The following is a 13807-nucleotide window of genomic DNA, read 5'->3' as shown; positions in this document are numbered from 1 at the left end:
CCCGCGTTCATCATGAACGCATGTCCCCGACGACCTTCGCGCCGACCGCAGCAGGCATCGCCCTGCCGGTTCCGGCTGCCGTCGTCGCGGCATTCGCAGCAGCAGCCGTGTTCACCGGCGTCCGAAGCTGACCCTCCCCGCCTCTGGCGGAAACCGAGCGGGGAGGGTGGCTCCCCTTCCGGTTTCTCCGGCCCCGCGCGTCTCGGCAGGCGCGCATGAGGGCCGTCACTCAGCCGACCCCTTCAGCGGAACCCGCGCCGATGCCGCGCGCCCGCGTCAGCTTCAGGGATCTGAATCCACCATGTCCAAGCAGCAGTTCGCCCGCACCAAGCCGCACCTGAACATCGGCACGATGGGCCACGTCGACCACGGCAAGACCACGCTGACCGCGGCGATCACCAAGGTCCTGGCCGAGAGCCCCGGCGGCGCCGGCGGTGCCAACCACTACGTCGCCTTCGACCGGATCGACCGGGCCCCGGAGGAGATCAGCCGCGGCATCACCATCAACATCGCGCACGTCGAGTACGAGACCACGCTGCGGCACTACGCGCACGTCGACATGCCCGGGCACGCCGACTACGTGAAGAACATGATCACCGGTGCCGCGCAGGTGGACGGCGCGATCCTGGTCGTCTCGGCGCAGGACGGCGCGATGCCGCAGACCAGGGAGCACATCCTGCTCGCCCGGCAGGTCGGCGTCCCGCACATCGTCGTCGCGCTCAACAAGGCCGACCTGGTCGACGACGAGGAGCTGCTGGACCTGGTGGAGCTGGAGATCAGGGACCTGCTGACCGCGCAGGGCTTCCCCGGCCAGGACGTGGCCGTGGTCCGGGTGTCCGGGCTGCGCGCGCTGGAGGGCGACCCGGTGTGGACGCAGCGGATCCTGGACCTGCTGACCGCGGTGGACACCACCGTCCCGGACCCGGTGCGGGACCTGGAGGCGCCGTTCCTGATGCCGGTGGAGAACGTGCTGACCATCACCGGCCGCGGGACGGTCGTCACCGGCGCGGTCGAGCGCGGCACCCTGGCCCTGGGCTCGCAGATCGAGGTGACCGGGCAGGGCGAGGCGTTCACCGCGGTGGTCACCGGCATCGAGACCTTCGGCCGGACCATGGAGGCCGCGCAGGCCGGGGACAACGCGGCGCTGTTGCTGCGCGGGGTGCGCCGGGAGCAGATCCGGCGCGGCCAGGTGCTGGCGGCTCCGCACAGCATCCGGCCGCACAGCCGCTTCCGGGCCGAGGTGTACGTGCTCTCCTCCGCCGAGGGCGGCCGGCACACCGGCTTCGGCGCGGGCTACCGTCCGCAGTTCCACTTCCGCACCACCGACGTGGTCGGGGTGGTGGACCTGGGCACCGGCGGCGTGGCGCTGCCCGGCAACCGGGTCACGATGACGGTCGAGCTCGGCCACGGCGTCGCGATGGAGCCGGGCCTCGGGTTCGCCATCCGCGAGGGCGGCCGGACCGTCGGCGCCGGGACCGTGCTGGAGCTGGTCGACTAGGACCGGCTTGCTGGAACCGGCCGGCGAGAACGGAAGCGGCCCGATCGGGACACCGATCGGGCCGCTTCCGCGGTGTCCTGTCTCGCTACCACCGCATGACGAAGCCGAAATCACTGGCCCGGCGACCGGTCAGCTTGTCCTCGGAGGTGATCGCTCCGGTCGCGATGTGCCGGGCGACCTCGGATCCCGACAGTTCCAGCCCGGTCGCGATGACCGTCGACACCCGCAGCGGGATGCGGTGCGTGAACTCGACGCGCACCTCCAGAATGTCCGCCTTCGGCAGGTCCACCGGATCCATGTCCAGCCGCCACGCGTCGGTCCAGTCCAGGGCGACGTCGTTGCGGTGCGGCAGCTGGGGATCGGTCAGCAGCCTGGCCGCGAGCGAGGCGTCGTTCGCATGGAACCGGCTGAGCGTCTCCGGGTCGATGGTGCGGACATGGGTCCGCTCCATCACCGTCAGCTTGATCGTCTCGCCGCACTGCGCGCACAGCGCCAGCAGCCAGACGTCGAGCAGCTTGTGGTTCGCGTTGACCCGGAACTTGCCCTGGGTCCGGTACTCGTTCGAGGAACAGGCCCGGCAGCGGCGACGGATGGTCGGGAGGGCGGTCGGGCGTACGCGCCATTGCGTGGCGGCGCGCACGAGGAAGGTGTTTTCGTGCACCAGGAAAGGCCGATCTGCTGAGAGATCATCACTGAGACGTCGATGCCCCGCGCGAACGCGGAAAGCATCGGCTCGACCTTCGGATGCCGGGGAAAGGCAACCGGACGTCGATGACCTGTCGAGGGCACGGGCAACAGGACCGGCAGCGCTACAGCGCTAGAAAGCCGGTCTGGCGGCGCCTACTCGACGCGACGAACGTCTCAGCTGGTGTACAACGGCCTGCCCTTGACGCGGCGGCCCGGTTCGCCGATGTGATCGGCCCATCCCGGATGACGCTGTGAGCGTAACGCCGGCCGATGAAGCGTGGCCAGCGAATTAGAGCCGATTAGGCTGCGGGCCCGTGAGCAGACACAGACCCGCGGTCGGCGCACCGCTGCGGCGCTGTGCGGAGTGCGGCGGCTACGAGTACGGCGGCGCGCCCGCCTGCGATACCTGCCGCGCGCTGGTGGACGACATCGTCGAAGGCGAATGGTCCGCGTTCCTGCGGCGCTGGGACGTCGATCCCGGCCAGGATCAGGAGAAGACCCTCGCCGAGATGGTGACCGCCGAACCCGACCGGCACGACTGGCGGATCGTCGACGCCGCCTACGACCGCCTGACCTGTCCCGAGTGCGGCGGGCGCTTGAGCCGGGGACCTGTCGGCTGCCCGGCGTGCGATCTCGCGCACGGATTCCGTTACGCCGCCGTCGAAACGGACCGTCCCGGCGCGCGGCCGGGCAACGAGCACGGCGTCCGGGTCAACGGCTCGGTGGTGCGGCGGCCTCAGGTCACGTCAGAGGACGAACTCCTGGTGCGCCGCCTGGTTCTGCCGCTCGCGCTGATCGGCTGGCTGCCCAGTACCGACCAGGCACAGCGAGCCAGTACCCTGATCAAGAGGGCGCCGGCCGGGGAGCGGGCCCGCCTTGCCGAGCAGGCCGTCGAGTCGTGGATCGAGCAGGCCCTGATCGAGCGGGCCTGAATGCGCCGGCCTGATCGAGCAGGCCTGAACGCGCCGACCCTCAGCCGATCTCGACCGTGACCGTCCGCGTCCCGCCGTCGTGCGAGGTCAGCGTCACCGGTCCGAACGTGATGATCGGGATGGCGCCGCCGTCGCCGCCCTTGTAGTAGCCGGTCGCCCGCGTGATCCGCACCGCCAGCGCGACCAGGGCGCCGGCCGTGCTGGCGTCGCCGTGCACCTTGGGCTCGGTGAGCGCACGATGGCCGTTCGCCCGGCCCCACTCGTGCACCGCCCACGCGTCGCGGCTCATCTCCGGCAGGACACTGTCGTTCGCCCAGGCCCACAGCCACGATTCGGCCTCGGCGTTGAAGCTGCCGAGGATCTGCGCCGGGGCGGTCGCGGTCCGGTCCGGGAACGTCCAGGTGATCAGCCCGGTCCGCTGGTCCAGGTCCCAGCGGTCGGCCGTGCCCAGGCCCCAGGCCTTGGCGTGCGCGGCCCCGAGCTGCTCGATCATGTCCTCGCCCTGGATCAGCAGCGCGTTCAGGTCCGAGGTGCCGGAAGGGCCGGGGTCCGGTCCGGCGCCGCGCTCGATGGGTCCCATGCGGCGCAGTCTGCCAGGGGACCGATCAGGGCGGCGACGCGGTCGAGCTGTTCGGCCTGCGCGGCCAAGCCGATCGCGCCGAGGCGCAGCACCAGGTGCCGCGCGCCGGCGGCGATGTAGGCGCCCAGGCCCGCGGCCACCTGGTCGGCCGTGCCGGTGACCACCGCCTGGATGGTCCGCAGCTCGTCCAGCGGCATGCCGTAGTTGGCGCGGGAGTACCGGTCGAGCTGGGCCCGGCCGGCCGCCTCGTCGGTGTCGACGCGGACCGTCACGAACAGCGCCGGGGTGACGGCCTCGGCCGGGCGGCCTTCCCGCAGCGCCGTCTCACGGATCGAGGCCAGACCACTGCGATAGTCGGAGGGATCCGGCGGGTAGGGCAGCCAGCCGTCGTAGTGCTTGGCGGTGCGGGCCAAGGCCGCCGGCGTCGCGCCGCCGAGCCAGATCGGCGGTCCCGACGCCCGGAAGGGCTTCGTGGCCGGGGGCAGCTCGTCGAAGCGGACGAGCTCGCCCTGGAACGACGTCGCCCCCGCCCACAGCGCGCGCCACAGCGCGACCGTCTCGTCCAACCGCTGGAAACGGCGCTCCCATGGCAGCTCGGAGAGCGTGTACATGGGACGCCCGAACCGCCCGGGGAACCCGGCGCCGACCGCGACGGTCAGCCGGCCGCCGGACAACGCGTCGATGGAGGCCAGCGACTGCGCGGCCTGCACCGGGCGCCGCATGAACGGCAGCAGCGCGCCGGTCCCCAGCCGCACCCGGTCCGTCGCCGGGGCCAGCGCCGCGAGCATGGTCAGCGCCTCGATCCTCGGGCTGATCAGCGAATCGTTGACGAACAGCGAGGAGAACCCGATCCGCTCGGCCCGCAGCGCCAGCGCCACGACGCCGCGCGGATCGTCCCCGGGTTCCCACTGGGCCTGACCGGTCGGAAGCAGCACACCGATGTCCATGCCCTCGATCCTCGCCGCGGTGCCGCGGCGCCTCAATTCCCCGGAGGGAATCAGCGCGCCATCGCGGTCTCCTCCTCGAACCGCGACAGCTTCTCCGGGTTGCGGACCACGTAGATGCCCTTGATCAGGCCGTTCTCGGTGTGCATCGCCACGATCGTGTCGACCGCCCCGCCGACCCGCAGGATCACCCCCAGGCCGCCGTTGACGTACGCCGTCTCCATGGTGACGAAGCCCGCCAGGTGGGACAGGCCCTCGGCCATGAAGGCGGACACCACTTCGGCGCCGTACAGCGGCCACGGCGTGGCCTGCACGACGCCGCCGCCGTCGCCGATGAACACCACGTCCGGGGCCAGCAGGTCGAACAGGCCCTGCAGATCGCCGGTCGTGACCGCCTTCCGGAACGCCTCGGTGGCGCCACGGGCGTCGGCCGTGGAGGTGACCCCGCGCGGCCGGCGCGCCGCGACGTGGTTGCGGGCGCGGTGCGCGATCTGCCGGACCGCGGCCTGGCTCTTGTCCACCGCCTCGGCGATCTCGTCGTACTCCAGGCCGAACACCTCGCGCAGCACGAACACCGCGCGCTCGGCCGGCGTCAGCGTCTCCATCACCAGCAGCATCGCCATCGAGACGCTGTCCGCCAGCTCCACGTCCTCGGCCACGTCCGGCGTGGTCAGCAGCGGCTCGGGCAGCCACGGCCCGACGTAGGACTCCTTGCGCCGCCCGAGGCTACGCAGCTGGGTCAGCGCCTGCCGGGTGGTGATCCGCACCAGGTACGCCCGGCGGTCGCGCACCGTATCCACGTCGACGGTGGTCCAGCGCAGCCAGGTCTCCTGCAGCACGTCCTCGGCGTCGGCGGCCGAGCCGAGCATCTCGTAGGCGACCGTGAACAGCAGGTTGCGGTGGGTGATGAAGGTCTCGGTCGCGGACTCGCTCATGGACGGCACCAATCTGCTCGCTTACTAGCGCTTTTACACGGGACTCCGCAGACCGCGTTTCTGTGACGTCCCCACCGAGTGACCCACGTCACATTCGGAGACCGTCACAGGGCTCGGGCGGCCGGCATCTGGTGACCATGGAAACCCGATTCAACCTCTTCGACAGCCCGACGGCCACGAAGCTCGCCAAACGCTTCTACGCCACGTCCCAGGTCATGGAGAAGTCAGCGCTGCCCAAGTCGCTCCAGGACCTGGTCTCGCTCCGGATCAGCCAGCTCAACGGCTGCGGCTGGTGCGTCGACATCCACACCAAGGAGGCCGCGCTCGCCGGCGAGACGCCGCTGCGCCTGAACATGGTCGCGACCTGGCGGCACAGCACGGTCTTCACCGAGACCGAGCGCGCCGCCCTCGCCCTGGCCGAGGAGGGCACCCGGATCACCGCCCCCGGCGAGGCGGTGTCGGACGCGACCTGGGCCGCGGCCCGCGCGCGGTTCGACGACGACCAGCTCGGCACCCTGATCTGCCTGATCGCGATGATGAACGCGACCAACCGGATGTCGCTCATCCCGAACATGCTGGGCGGCGAGTACGAACCGGGGGCGTTCGCGGTCCTGGAGGAGTGAGCGCCGGCGGGCTGAGAAGCTCCGCTTGACCTTGACGCAGGGTCAACCTTCCAGCATGGCTGTCATGACGACGACGACAGCCACATCCCCCGCGATCAGCGTCTCCGGCCTGCGCAAATCCTTCGGCGACAAGACCGTCCTGGCCGGCGTGGACCTCAGCGTCCCGGCCGGGACGGTCTTCGCCCTGCTCGGCCCGAACGGCGCCGGCAAGACCACGACGGTGCGCATCCTGTCCAGCCTGATCGCCGCCGAGGCGGGGCGGATCTCGATCGCCGGCCACGACCTGGCCGAGGCCCCGGAGGCGGTGCGCTCGGTGATCGGGGTGACCGGCCAGTTCTCCGCGGTCGACAACCTGCTGACCGCGCGCGAGAACCTGATCCTGATGGCCGACCTGTACCGGCTCGGCCGCCGCGCCGGGCGGGCCCGCGCGGCCGGACTGCTCGAGCGCTTCGGGCTGACCGAGGTCGGCGACAAGCCGCTGTCCACGTACTCCGGCGGCATGCGCCGGCGGCTGGACCTGGCGATGACGCTGGTCGGCGACCCGAAGGTGATCTTCCTCGACGAACCGACCACCGGTCTGGACCCGCGCAGCCGCCGCGAGCTGTGGGCCATCGTGCGCGAGCTGGTCGCCGACGGCGTCACCATCCTGCTGACCACGCAGTACCTCGAGGAGGCCGACCAGCTGGCCGACCGGATCGCCGTGCTGGACGGCGGCCGCATCGTCGCCGAGGGGACGGCCGCGGAACTGAAGCGGCTGATTCCCGGCGGGCACATCACCCTGCGCTTCGCAGACGCCGACCGCCTCGCCGAAGCAGCACGGACGCTCGGCACGGACTCGGTCGACGAGGACGCGCTCACCCTCCAGGTCGCCACCGGCGGCGGCTTCGACTCCCTGCGTACGGTCCTGGATCTCCTGACGTCCGCGGGCCTTTCCGCCGAAGAGCTGTCCGTGCACACGCCGGACCTCGACGACGTGTTCCTCACCCTGACCTCCGGCCGCTAAGGACTCTGCCATGACCGCCAAGAACCACACCCCCACCGACACCTTCACCCTGCTGCGCCGCAATCTGCGCCACACGGTCCGGTATCCCTCGATGACGCTCGGCTCGGTGTTCGGACCGGTCATCATGCTGCTGCTGTTCGTCGGCGTCCTCGGCAGGACGCTGGGCAAGGGCCTGGCGGCCGGAGCCCACTCCGGCGGCTACATCGGCTACATCGCGCCGGGCATCATCATCACGGCCGTCGCCTCCGGCAGCATGGCCACCGCGGTCGCGGTCTGCGTGGACATGACCGAGGGGATCGTCGACCGGTTCCGGACCATGCCGATATCGCGGGTCGCGATCCTGGCCGCGCACGTCGTCAACAGCGTCGTCACCACGGTGATCTCGACCGGATCGGTGATCCTCGCGGCGGTGCTGCTGGGCTTCCGGCCCCACGCCTCGGCTCTCGAGTGGGTCGCGGCCTGCGGGCTGCTGCTGGTCCTGAGCATCGCGCTGACGTGGCTGGCGGTGGCCATGGGCCTGGTGTCCCCGACGCCGGAGGCGGCCAGCAACGCGCCGATGCTGATCGTGTTCCTGCCCTTCATCGGCTCCGCCTTCGCGCCGGCCGCGTCCATGCCCTTCGGGGTGCGCCAGTTCGCCGAGTACCAGCCGTTCACCCCGGCCATCGAGACCGTGCGCGGCCTGCTCACCGGCGCGCCGATCGGGCACAACGCGGCGGTGTCCCTGGTGTGGTGCGCGGTGATCGCGGCCGGCGGATACGCCTGGGCCGTGGCGTCGTTCCGGAAGCCTCGGGCACACTGATGCTGATGCTCACCATCAGCCAGCTCGCGGACTACGTCGGGGTGACAGTACGGGCCGTGCGGCACTACCACCAGCGCGGCCTGCTCCCCGAACCGGACCGCGACCACTCGGGCTACCGGCGGTACGACGCCCAGGCCGTGATCGACCTGATCCGCATCAAGACCCTGGCCGAGGCCGGGGTCCCGCTGGCCCGGATCGAGGAGCTGCTGGCCGCCGACACCGAGCAGTTCGGCACCGCTATCACTGAGATCGACCGCTCGATGCAGGACCAGATCCGCGAGCTGAAGGAACGGCGCCGCCGGGTGGCGCAGCTGGCCTCCGGCGAGCGCCTGTTCCTCCCGCCGGAGATCGCCGACTACATCGAGGAGCTGCGGGCCGCCGGGGTCAGCGATCGCGGGGTCCTGATGGAACGCGACGGCTGGATGATGCTGGCCGCGTCCTACCCGCGGCTGGCGCCGCGCTGGGTGGCGCAGAAGCGGGCCGACTTGGAGGACCCCGAATACCGGGCCTTCTATGTGACCTACGACCAGGCCCACGACTGGAAGGTCGACGATCCGCGCCTGGACGCGTTGGCCGACACCATGGCCGAACGGTTCCGCAAGCAGTTGGCCGAAGCCGGGGACCACGCCGACGAACTGCGGATGGAGAAGGTGCTGTCCCCCGAGGAGCAGAAGCTCTTCGCGGCCTACGTCAACGACTACTCGCCTGCCTGGGTCCGCTTGAACGAGATGGTGGCCAAGCGCATAGCGAGGTAGGCACGTTCTGGTTCGTTGTCGGTGAGCAGCAGGGCTTCCTCATATGCGGTAGCGGCTTCCGGCCACTGTCCCAGCCTCCTGAGGAAGTCGGCGCGAGCGGCGCTCAGATAGCGGTAGGTCGCCAGGGCGGCGTCGGCAGCCAGGGCGTCGAGGGCGACGAGGCCGGCCCGCGGACCGTCCCGCATTCCGATGGCCACCGCCCGGTTGAGCTCGACGACCGGCGAAGGCCACAGGCCGAGCAGGACGTCGTAGAGCGCGACGATCTCCGTCCAGTCCGTGGCTTCGAAAGTCGGTGCTTCGGCATGGACGGCGGCGATCGCGGCCTGGACCGCGTACCGGGTCGGCGGACCGCCGCGAAGAGCCTCGGTCAGCAGGTCCGTGCCCTCGGCGATCAGTGCGCGATCCCACAGGGAGCGGTCCTGGTCTTCCAGGAGCACGGGAACGCCGGTGTCGGCGGTGCGGGTCGCGCGCCGGGCGTCGATCAGGAGCAGCAGCGCCAGCAGCCCGGCGGGCTCGGCGACCGGCAGCAGCCGGTGCAGGGTGCGGGCCAGGCCGATCGCCGAGGCGACCAGGTCCTCGCGGATCAGCCGCTCGCCGACCGGGGCGTTGCTGCCGGTGGTGAACACGAGGTGGACGACGTCGCAGACCGCCGCGAGGCGCTCGGGCAGATCGGCGGCCGTCGGCACGCGGTAGGGGATGCGCGCCGCCGCGATCTTCTTCTTGGCCCGGGTGATCCGCGCGGCCATGGTGCTCTCCTGGACCAGGAAGGCACGGGCCACCTCGGCCGTGGACAGGCCGCAGACCAGGCGCAGCGTCAGGGCGACGCGGGCTTCCCGGGAGAGCGCGGGATGGCAGCAGGTGAAGACCAGGCGCAGCGTGTCGTCGGCCACGGCCGGGGGTTCGGCCGCGTCCTGCGGGTCGGGGGCGGTGGCGGTGGCCTCCTCGACCAGCAGCGGCATCGCGCGCCGCCACACCGATTCGCGCCGCAGCAGGTCGCGGGCCCGGTTCCCGGCCACGGTGCGCAGCCAGGCGCCCGGGTGGTCCGGGATGCCCGCCGAGGGCCACGTCCGCAGGGCTTGGGCGTAGGCGTCCTGCACACACTCCTCGGCGGTGTCCAGGTCGCGCGTGATGCGGACCGTCGCGGCCAGGACGCCGGCCCAGTGGGCGCGGTGAGCGGCCGCGACGGCCTCGCCGGCCTCGCCGGACAGGCCAGACCCGCCCGACTCGCAGGATCCGCTCACCGCCGCACCACCCCTCAGCCGTGCTGGACCAGCGGCGTGATCTCGACGCCGGAGTGGTCGTGCCGGACCTCGGCCAGCTCCCGGCTCAGCGCCACCGCCTCGTCCAGATCGGCGGCCTCCACCAGGTAGAAGCCGCCGACGACCTCCTTGGTCTCCAGGAAGGGGCCGTCGGTCACCGCCGGCGCGTCGCCGTCGCCGGCGCGCACCGTGGTGGCCGTCGAGGACGGCTCCAGTTGGCCCGAGGCCAGGATCCGGTCGCCGGCCCGCTTCTGGAAGGCGACGTGGCCGGCGTCGATCTCAGCCTGCTCCACCGGGGACAGGTTCTCCCAGCGCTGCTCGTCGCCGTAGATGAGGAGCATGTACTTCGCCATCCGCGTTCCCTTCGTAGCGGGCCGGTTTTCGACCCTCTCACTCCTAGGGACGATCCGCACCGGCGCCGATCGACAGCCGGGCGTGCTCGATCGCCGTGGCGAGCGCCTCGTCCTCGGCTACCGCGATGTCCGGGACGACGCCGGCCCCCTCCCAGTCCGTCCCGGTGACCGGGCTCTCCGAGCGGCAGTTCGGGACGGTCACGGTCACGTGCTCGGTGAGCTGGTACCAGTCCGTGGGGTGCGCGCCGCCGCGGGTGGTCGCCCCGATCAGCGTGGCCCGCTTCAGGCCCTGGAGGGTGTACGCCAGATCCTCGCCGCCGGAGAAGGTGCGGGCGCCGGTCAGGACGAAGACGGGACGGTCGAGGTAGCGCGGCCCGTCGAGGTGGCCCAGCGTCCAGTACTGACGGCTGCCCTTTACCCGGGAGTGCGAGGTGGTGAGCAGGATGTCGGCGCCGGCCAACAGATGGCTGCACCACAGCTGCACGCCGTCAGTGGACCCGCCGATGGTGGTCCGCAGGTCGATGATCAGCGCCTTGGTACCAGCGACCAGCCGCATCGCGGCATCGATGGTGGCGCCGCCGATCTCAGCCGTGGGGATCAGCGTGAGGTCGAGATAGCCGATGCCGCCGTCCAGGATCTCGACCTTGCGGACCCCGTCGTTGTGCTCCCGGCACAGCGCGGCGAACATGGCCGCGCCGGCCTCCTCGTCGTCCTCCTCCAGCGGCTCGGGCTCCTGGCTCCATATGAGCCGCAGATGCTTGTCCTGACAGACGTCGGCAAACACCTTGGTGACGGCCGCGCAGGCCGCGGCACCGTCCAGGTCCGCGTATTCGCCAGCGGCCGCGGCACGCCGGATCTCGGCGGCGGCGCGGGCCGCCTTGTCGGGGTCGATGTACTCGGCCTCGAAGCGGCTGAGCGCGGCTTCGAGAACCTGCGGGTCCAGGATCATGGCTGGTGATCATAGGGGTGTAACGGATTCCGATCACCTGGCGCCTTTTCTACAAGGCACAGGGGAGAGGGCTTAGGCCGTCACCGTGCCCGTTGGACGCGTCGCGCCGCACCCCCCGAACGGCGCGGCGCGTCCCTTTTTCTTGTCCCGAAGCGTGCGCCGCGGTTGAAGTTCGCTACACGAACGACTAAGTTCGTACAGCGAACTACTTAGGGGACGGAGCACAGCATGCCCGAGAACACGGCGAGGTTCGGCATCGGGGTGTCGAACGCGGTCCGGGACATCGACCAGACCATGGAGATCGTCGCCGTCGCCGATGAGGCCGGCCTGGACCACTTCTCGGTCTCCGACCACCCCTACGTCGGCCGCATGCTCGACGCCTACTCGCTGGTCGGCGTCGCGCTGGGCCGCACGCGGCGGATCAGCGGCATGGTCAACGTCAGCAACCTGCCGACCCGGCCCGCCCCGATGCTGGCCCGCGCGGTCACCTCGCTGTCCGCGCTGACCGGCGGCCGCGTGGTGCTGGGCCTGGGGGCCGGCGGCTCCTGGGACGACATCGCCCGCCTGGGCTTCCCCCGCCTCAGCGGCGCCGAGGCCGTCCGCGCCTTCGAGGAGGCCTTCGGCCTGATCAGGTCCCTGACCGGCGGCGGCGACCCGGTCAGCTTCGACGGCGAGTTCTACCGCCTGGACCGCGTCGACCCGGCCCCGGTCGCGGCCCCGCCGATCTGGACCGGCTCGGTCGGCGCGAAGTCCCTGGCCGTCACCGGCCGGCAGGCCGACGGCTGGATCCCCGGCCACGCCGCCGACTGGCTGAGCACCCGCTACCGCGAGTCCCGGCCGATCATCGACGAGGCGGCGCGCGCCGCCGGCCGCGATCCGCGGGCCGTCGCCACGGTCTACAACCTCCCCGGCCGGATCAGCCCCACGCCGCTGGCCGCGACCCGCGACGCGGAGGGCCGCTGGCTCGGCGGCTCGGTGGAGCAGTGGGTGAGCGAGCTGACCGGCGCGGTGCTGGAGCACGGTGCGGGCGGCTTCACGTACTTCCCGGTCGGCGATGTGCCGATCGAGCGCGCGTCGGCTTTGTGGGCGCAGGAGATCGCGCCCGGCGTGCGCGAGGCCCTGGCCGAGCACTGACGCTCCCGCCTTCTCGACGGCGATCAGGCCTCGCGATCGCCATAGTGCAGCCGCGACGAGACATCCTCGTGCGCCAACCGCCGCAGCGCCAAAAGCACCGGTTCGACCAGCACCGTGTAGGCGACCGTCGCCTCGATAGCCTCCTCGATCTGCTCGTACTCGGCGATTGTCGCGTACTCCGTCTCGGCCATCGGGTGAATCGCCTTCGCGTACCCGCGCAGGTGCTCCACCGTCGCCTTGTAGCCCAGGCCCCGTAGCGTCACCACGGACTGCGTCAGCATGTCGAGCGCCGGCGCCTTGTCCTCGAAGCGCCAGCCGAGGGCGCGCAGTTCGTCGCGGATCAAGGTGCGCATCTCGTCCCACGCGGGCCGCTCCTCCGCGTCCTCCGCAGGGGCCTCCGCGTGCGGCGGCAGCATGTACTGCGCGATGCCGAGGCGCTCGTGGCGGGTGAAGGCCGGATCGTCGGCGACCGCCAGGACGTCGCGCACCTGGGCGACCGACATCTTGCCGATGGTCAGCATCGCCCGCACCAGCCGGAGCCGCCGGACGTGCTCGTCGCTGTACTCGGCCTTGCGCGCGGACAGCGGAACGCCGGCCGGCAGCAGCCCCTCGCGCAAGTAGAACTTGATGCTCGGGACCGACACACCGCTGCGTCGACTCAACTCCGCCAGGTGCACGTTCTCTCCCGCTCCGGGTCTCGACAGCCGTCGCGCCGGGTTCTACCCTGACCGCTAAGGATAGTTCAACTATCCTTGCTGCCCGCACCACCCGGAGCCACCACTCAATGGGGGTCTCGCCATGCCGATCCAGAACCCGATGCCCATGCACTGGACCCGCTCAGTGCCCGGCGCACCGAACCACCACAAGCGGATGTCCGGGCGCTTCATGGCCGACAACACCGAGCCGATCGCGGTGCTGCTGATCGGGGCGCGGATCAACAAGTGGTGGGCCGTGCACCACTGGTTCCCGGTCTTCCGCGCCATGCCGCGCATGCTCAAGGAACTGAGCGCGGACCCCGACAGCGCGCTTCTGGGCTACCGCATCCTGTGGGGCCCCTGGCCCGGACAGGTAACCGTGGTGCAGTACTGGCGCCGCGCGGGCGACATCCGCGCGTTCTCCCATGACGAGAACCGTACGCACCGCCCCGCGCAGGACCGCTTCACGGAGCGCATCACCGGCTCCAACGGAGCCGTCGGGATCTGGCACGAGATGCTGTCGGTGCGCGCCGGCTCGTATCAGTGCTTGTACGGCGACATGCCCCCGACCGGCATCGGAGCCTTCCGCGGCCTCGACGAGGTGATGGCCCGACCCGACGGCTTCGGCTACGAAAAAGTGGGTGAGGCGCAGCTAGCGTAG

At 71.2% G+C, this 13807-nt stretch carries 16 protein-coding genes; 8 read left to right on the top strand and 8 right to left on the bottom strand.

Annotation, left to right across the window (positions count from 1 at the left end; translation table 11 throughout):
- Positions 1-301 precede the first annotated feature (301 nt).
- Positions 302-1498, top strand: coding sequence for an elongation factor Tu (gene tuf, locus ABH926_RS09445; RefSeq protein ID WP_370365019.1), 1197 nt, complete (start codon positions 302-304; stop codon positions 1496-1498).
- Positions 1499-1583: 85 nt separating this feature from the next.
- Here tuf and ABH926_RS09440 read toward each other — a convergent pair whose 3' ends face one another.
- Positions 1584-2159, bottom strand: coding sequence for a DUF1062 domain-containing protein (locus tag ABH926_RS09440; protein WP_370365018.1), 576 nt, complete (start codon positions 2157-2159; stop codon positions 1584-1586).
- Positions 2160-2499: 340 nt separating this feature from the next.
- Between ABH926_RS09440 and ABH926_RS09435 the strand changes: the two genes are divergently transcribed.
- Complete coding sequence (locus ABH926_RS09435) at positions 2500-3117, top strand: hypothetical protein (protein WP_370365017.1); 618 nt, start codon at positions 2500-2502, stop codon at positions 3115-3117.
- A gap of 40 nt (positions 3118-3157) precedes the next feature.
- On the opposite strand, the gene ABH926_RS09430 is transcribed toward ABH926_RS09435, so the two are convergent.
- From ABH926_RS09430 to ABH926_RS09420, 3 genes are read right to left on the bottom strand one after another with little or no spacing between them, the layout of a single operon-like run.
- Positions 3158-3697: a DUF6882 domain-containing protein gene (locus ABH926_RS09430; RefSeq protein ID WP_370365016.1), complete on the bottom strand. Its 540-nt coding sequence runs from the start codon at positions 3695-3697 to the stop codon at positions 3158-3160.
- Positions 3637-4644, bottom strand: a complete 1008-nt coding sequence (locus ABH926_RS09425; RefSeq protein WP_370365015.1) for an LLM class flavin-dependent oxidoreductase — start codon at positions 4642-4644, stop codon at positions 3637-3639. Before ABH926_RS09425 ends, ABH926_RS09430 begins: the two co-directional genes overlap by 61 nt.
- A 50-nt stretch (positions 4645-4694) precedes the next feature.
- Positions 4695-5576 carry an RNA polymerase sigma-70 factor gene (locus tag ABH926_RS09420; protein WP_370365014.1) on the bottom strand — a complete coding sequence of 294 codons (882 nt, stop codon included), beginning with the start codon at positions 5574-5576 and terminating at the stop codon, positions 4695-4697.
- Positions 5577-5713: 137 nt separating this feature from the next.
- Here ABH926_RS09420 and ABH926_RS09415 point away from each other — a divergent pair, with 137 nt between their 5' ends.
- The 4 genes from ABH926_RS09415 to ABH926_RS09400 are packed head-to-tail and all read left to right on the top strand — an operon-like array spanning position 5714 to position 8756.
- Positions 5714-6199, top strand: a complete 486-nt coding sequence (locus tag ABH926_RS09415) for a carboxymuconolactone decarboxylase family protein (RefSeq protein ID WP_370365013.1) — start codon at positions 5714-5716, stop codon at positions 6197-6199.
- A 55-nt stretch (positions 6200-6254) separates the two neighbouring features.
- Positions 6255-7202 carry an ATP-binding cassette domain-containing protein gene (locus ABH926_RS09410; protein ID WP_370365012.1) on the top strand — a complete coding sequence of 316 codons (948 nt, stop codon included), beginning with the start codon at positions 6255-6257 and terminating at the stop codon, positions 7200-7202.
- A 10-nt stretch (positions 7203-7212) separates the two neighbouring features.
- Positions 7213-8001, top strand: coding sequence for an ABC transporter permease (locus tag ABH926_RS09405; protein WP_370365011.1), 789 nt, complete (start codon positions 7213-7215; stop codon positions 7999-8001).
- Positions 8002-8006: 5 nt separating this feature from the next.
- A complete protein-coding gene (locus ABH926_RS09400) occupies positions 8007-8756 on the top strand; it encodes a MerR family transcriptional regulator (RefSeq protein ID WP_370365010.1) in 750 nt (249 codons plus the stop codon).
- On the opposite strand, the gene ABH926_RS09395 is transcribed toward ABH926_RS09400, so the two are convergent.
- From ABH926_RS09395 to ABH926_RS09385, 3 genes are read right to left on the bottom strand one after another with little or no spacing between them, the layout of a single operon-like run.
- On the bottom strand, positions 8699-9997 hold the full coding sequence (locus tag ABH926_RS09395) for an RNA polymerase sigma factor (protein ID WP_370365009.1): 1299 nt from the start codon (positions 9995-9997) through the stop codon (positions 8699-8701). The two genes, ABH926_RS09400 and ABH926_RS09395, sit on opposite strands and share 58 nt — an antisense overlap.
- Before the next feature lie 14 nt (positions 9998-10011).
- The gene (locus ABH926_RS09390; RefSeq protein ID WP_370365008.1) at positions 10012-10368 is read right to left on the bottom strand and encodes a YciI family protein; all 357 of its coding nucleotides are present in this window, start codon (positions 10366-10368) and stop codon (positions 10012-10014) included.
- Positions 10369-10411: 43 nt separating this feature from the next.
- Entirely contained in the window at positions 10412-11317 is a 906-nt protein-coding gene (locus ABH926_RS09385) for a S41 family peptidase (RefSeq protein WP_370365007.1), read from the bottom strand.
- Positions 11318-11545: 228 nt separating this feature from the next.
- On the opposite strand from ABH926_RS09385, the gene ABH926_RS09380 reads away from it, so the two are divergent.
- Positions 11546-12451 (top strand): LLM class flavin-dependent oxidoreductase, encoded by a 906-nt coding sequence (locus tag ABH926_RS09380; RefSeq protein ID WP_370365006.1) that lies wholly within the window; start codon positions 11546-11548, stop codon positions 12449-12451.
- 23 nt (positions 12452-12474) lie between these two features.
- Here ABH926_RS09380 and ABH926_RS09375 read toward each other — a convergent pair whose 3' ends face one another.
- Positions 12475-13128 (bottom strand): MerR family transcriptional regulator, encoded by a 654-nt coding sequence (locus ABH926_RS09375; RefSeq protein WP_370365005.1) that lies wholly within the window; start codon positions 13126-13128, stop codon positions 12475-12477.
- Between the two features lie 121 nt (positions 13129-13249).
- Between ABH926_RS09375 and ABH926_RS09370 the strand changes: the two genes are divergently transcribed.
- A complete protein-coding gene (locus ABH926_RS09370) occupies positions 13250-13807 on the top strand; it encodes a DUF4188 domain-containing protein (protein ID WP_370365004.1) in 558 nt (185 codons plus the stop codon).

The organism is Catenulispora sp. GP43 (assembly GCF_041260665.1).
GTDB lineage: Bacteria > Actinomycetota > Actinomycetes > Streptomycetales > Catenulisporaceae > Catenulispora.
Note: the sequence above shows the minus strand (reverse complement) of the source record. Positions and strands in the feature narration are given on the sequence as shown.

What these genes read in the sequence shown, in the direction of transcription:
- ABH926_RS09430 (WP_370365016.1), bottom strand. Translation starts at nt 3,697, where the DNA reads ATGGGACCCATCGAGCGCGGCGCCGGACCGGACCCCGGCCCTTCCGGC.
- ABH926_RS09390 (WP_370365008.1), bottom strand. Translation starts at nt 10,368, where the DNA reads ATGGCGAAGTACATGCTCCTCATCTACGGCGACGAGCAGCGCTGGGAG.
- ABH926_RS09420 (WP_370365014.1), bottom strand. Translation starts at nt 5,576, where the DNA reads ATGAGCGAGTCCGCGACCGAGACCTTCATCACCCACCGCAACCTGCTG.
- tuf (WP_370365019.1), top strand. Translation starts at nt 302, where the DNA reads ATGTCCAAGCAGCAGTTCGCCCGCACCAAGCCGCACCTGAACATCGGC.
- ABH926_RS09425 (WP_370365015.1), bottom strand. Translation starts at nt 4,644, where the DNA reads ATGGACATCGGTGTGCTGCTTCCGACCGGTCAGGCCCAGTGGGAACCC.
- ABH926_RS09380 (WP_370365006.1), top strand. Translation starts at nt 11,546, where the DNA reads ATGCCCGAGAACACGGCGAGGTTCGGCATCGGGGTGTCGAACGCGGTC.
- ABH926_RS09405 (WP_370365011.1), top strand. Translation starts at nt 7,213, where the DNA reads ATGACCGCCAAGAACCACACCCCCACCGACACCTTCACCCTGCTGCGC.
- ABH926_RS09410 (WP_370365012.1), top strand. Translation starts at nt 6,255, where the DNA reads ATGGCTGTCATGACGACGACGACAGCCACATCCCCCGCGATCAGCGTC.
- ABH926_RS09400 (WP_370365010.1), top strand. Translation starts at nt 8,007, where the DNA reads ATGCTCACCATCAGCCAGCTCGCGGACTACGTCGGGGTGACAGTACGG.
- ABH926_RS09370 (WP_370365004.1), top strand. Translation starts at nt 13,250, where the DNA reads ATGCCGATCCAGAACCCGATGCCCATGCACTGGACCCGCTCAGTGCCC.
- ABH926_RS09415 (WP_370365013.1), top strand. Translation starts at nt 5,714, where the DNA reads ATGGAAACCCGATTCAACCTCTTCGACAGCCCGACGGCCACGAAGCTC.
- ABH926_RS09385 (WP_370365007.1), bottom strand. Translation starts at nt 11,317, where the DNA reads ATGATCCTGGACCCGCAGGTTCTCGAAGCCGCGCTCAGCCGCTTCGAG.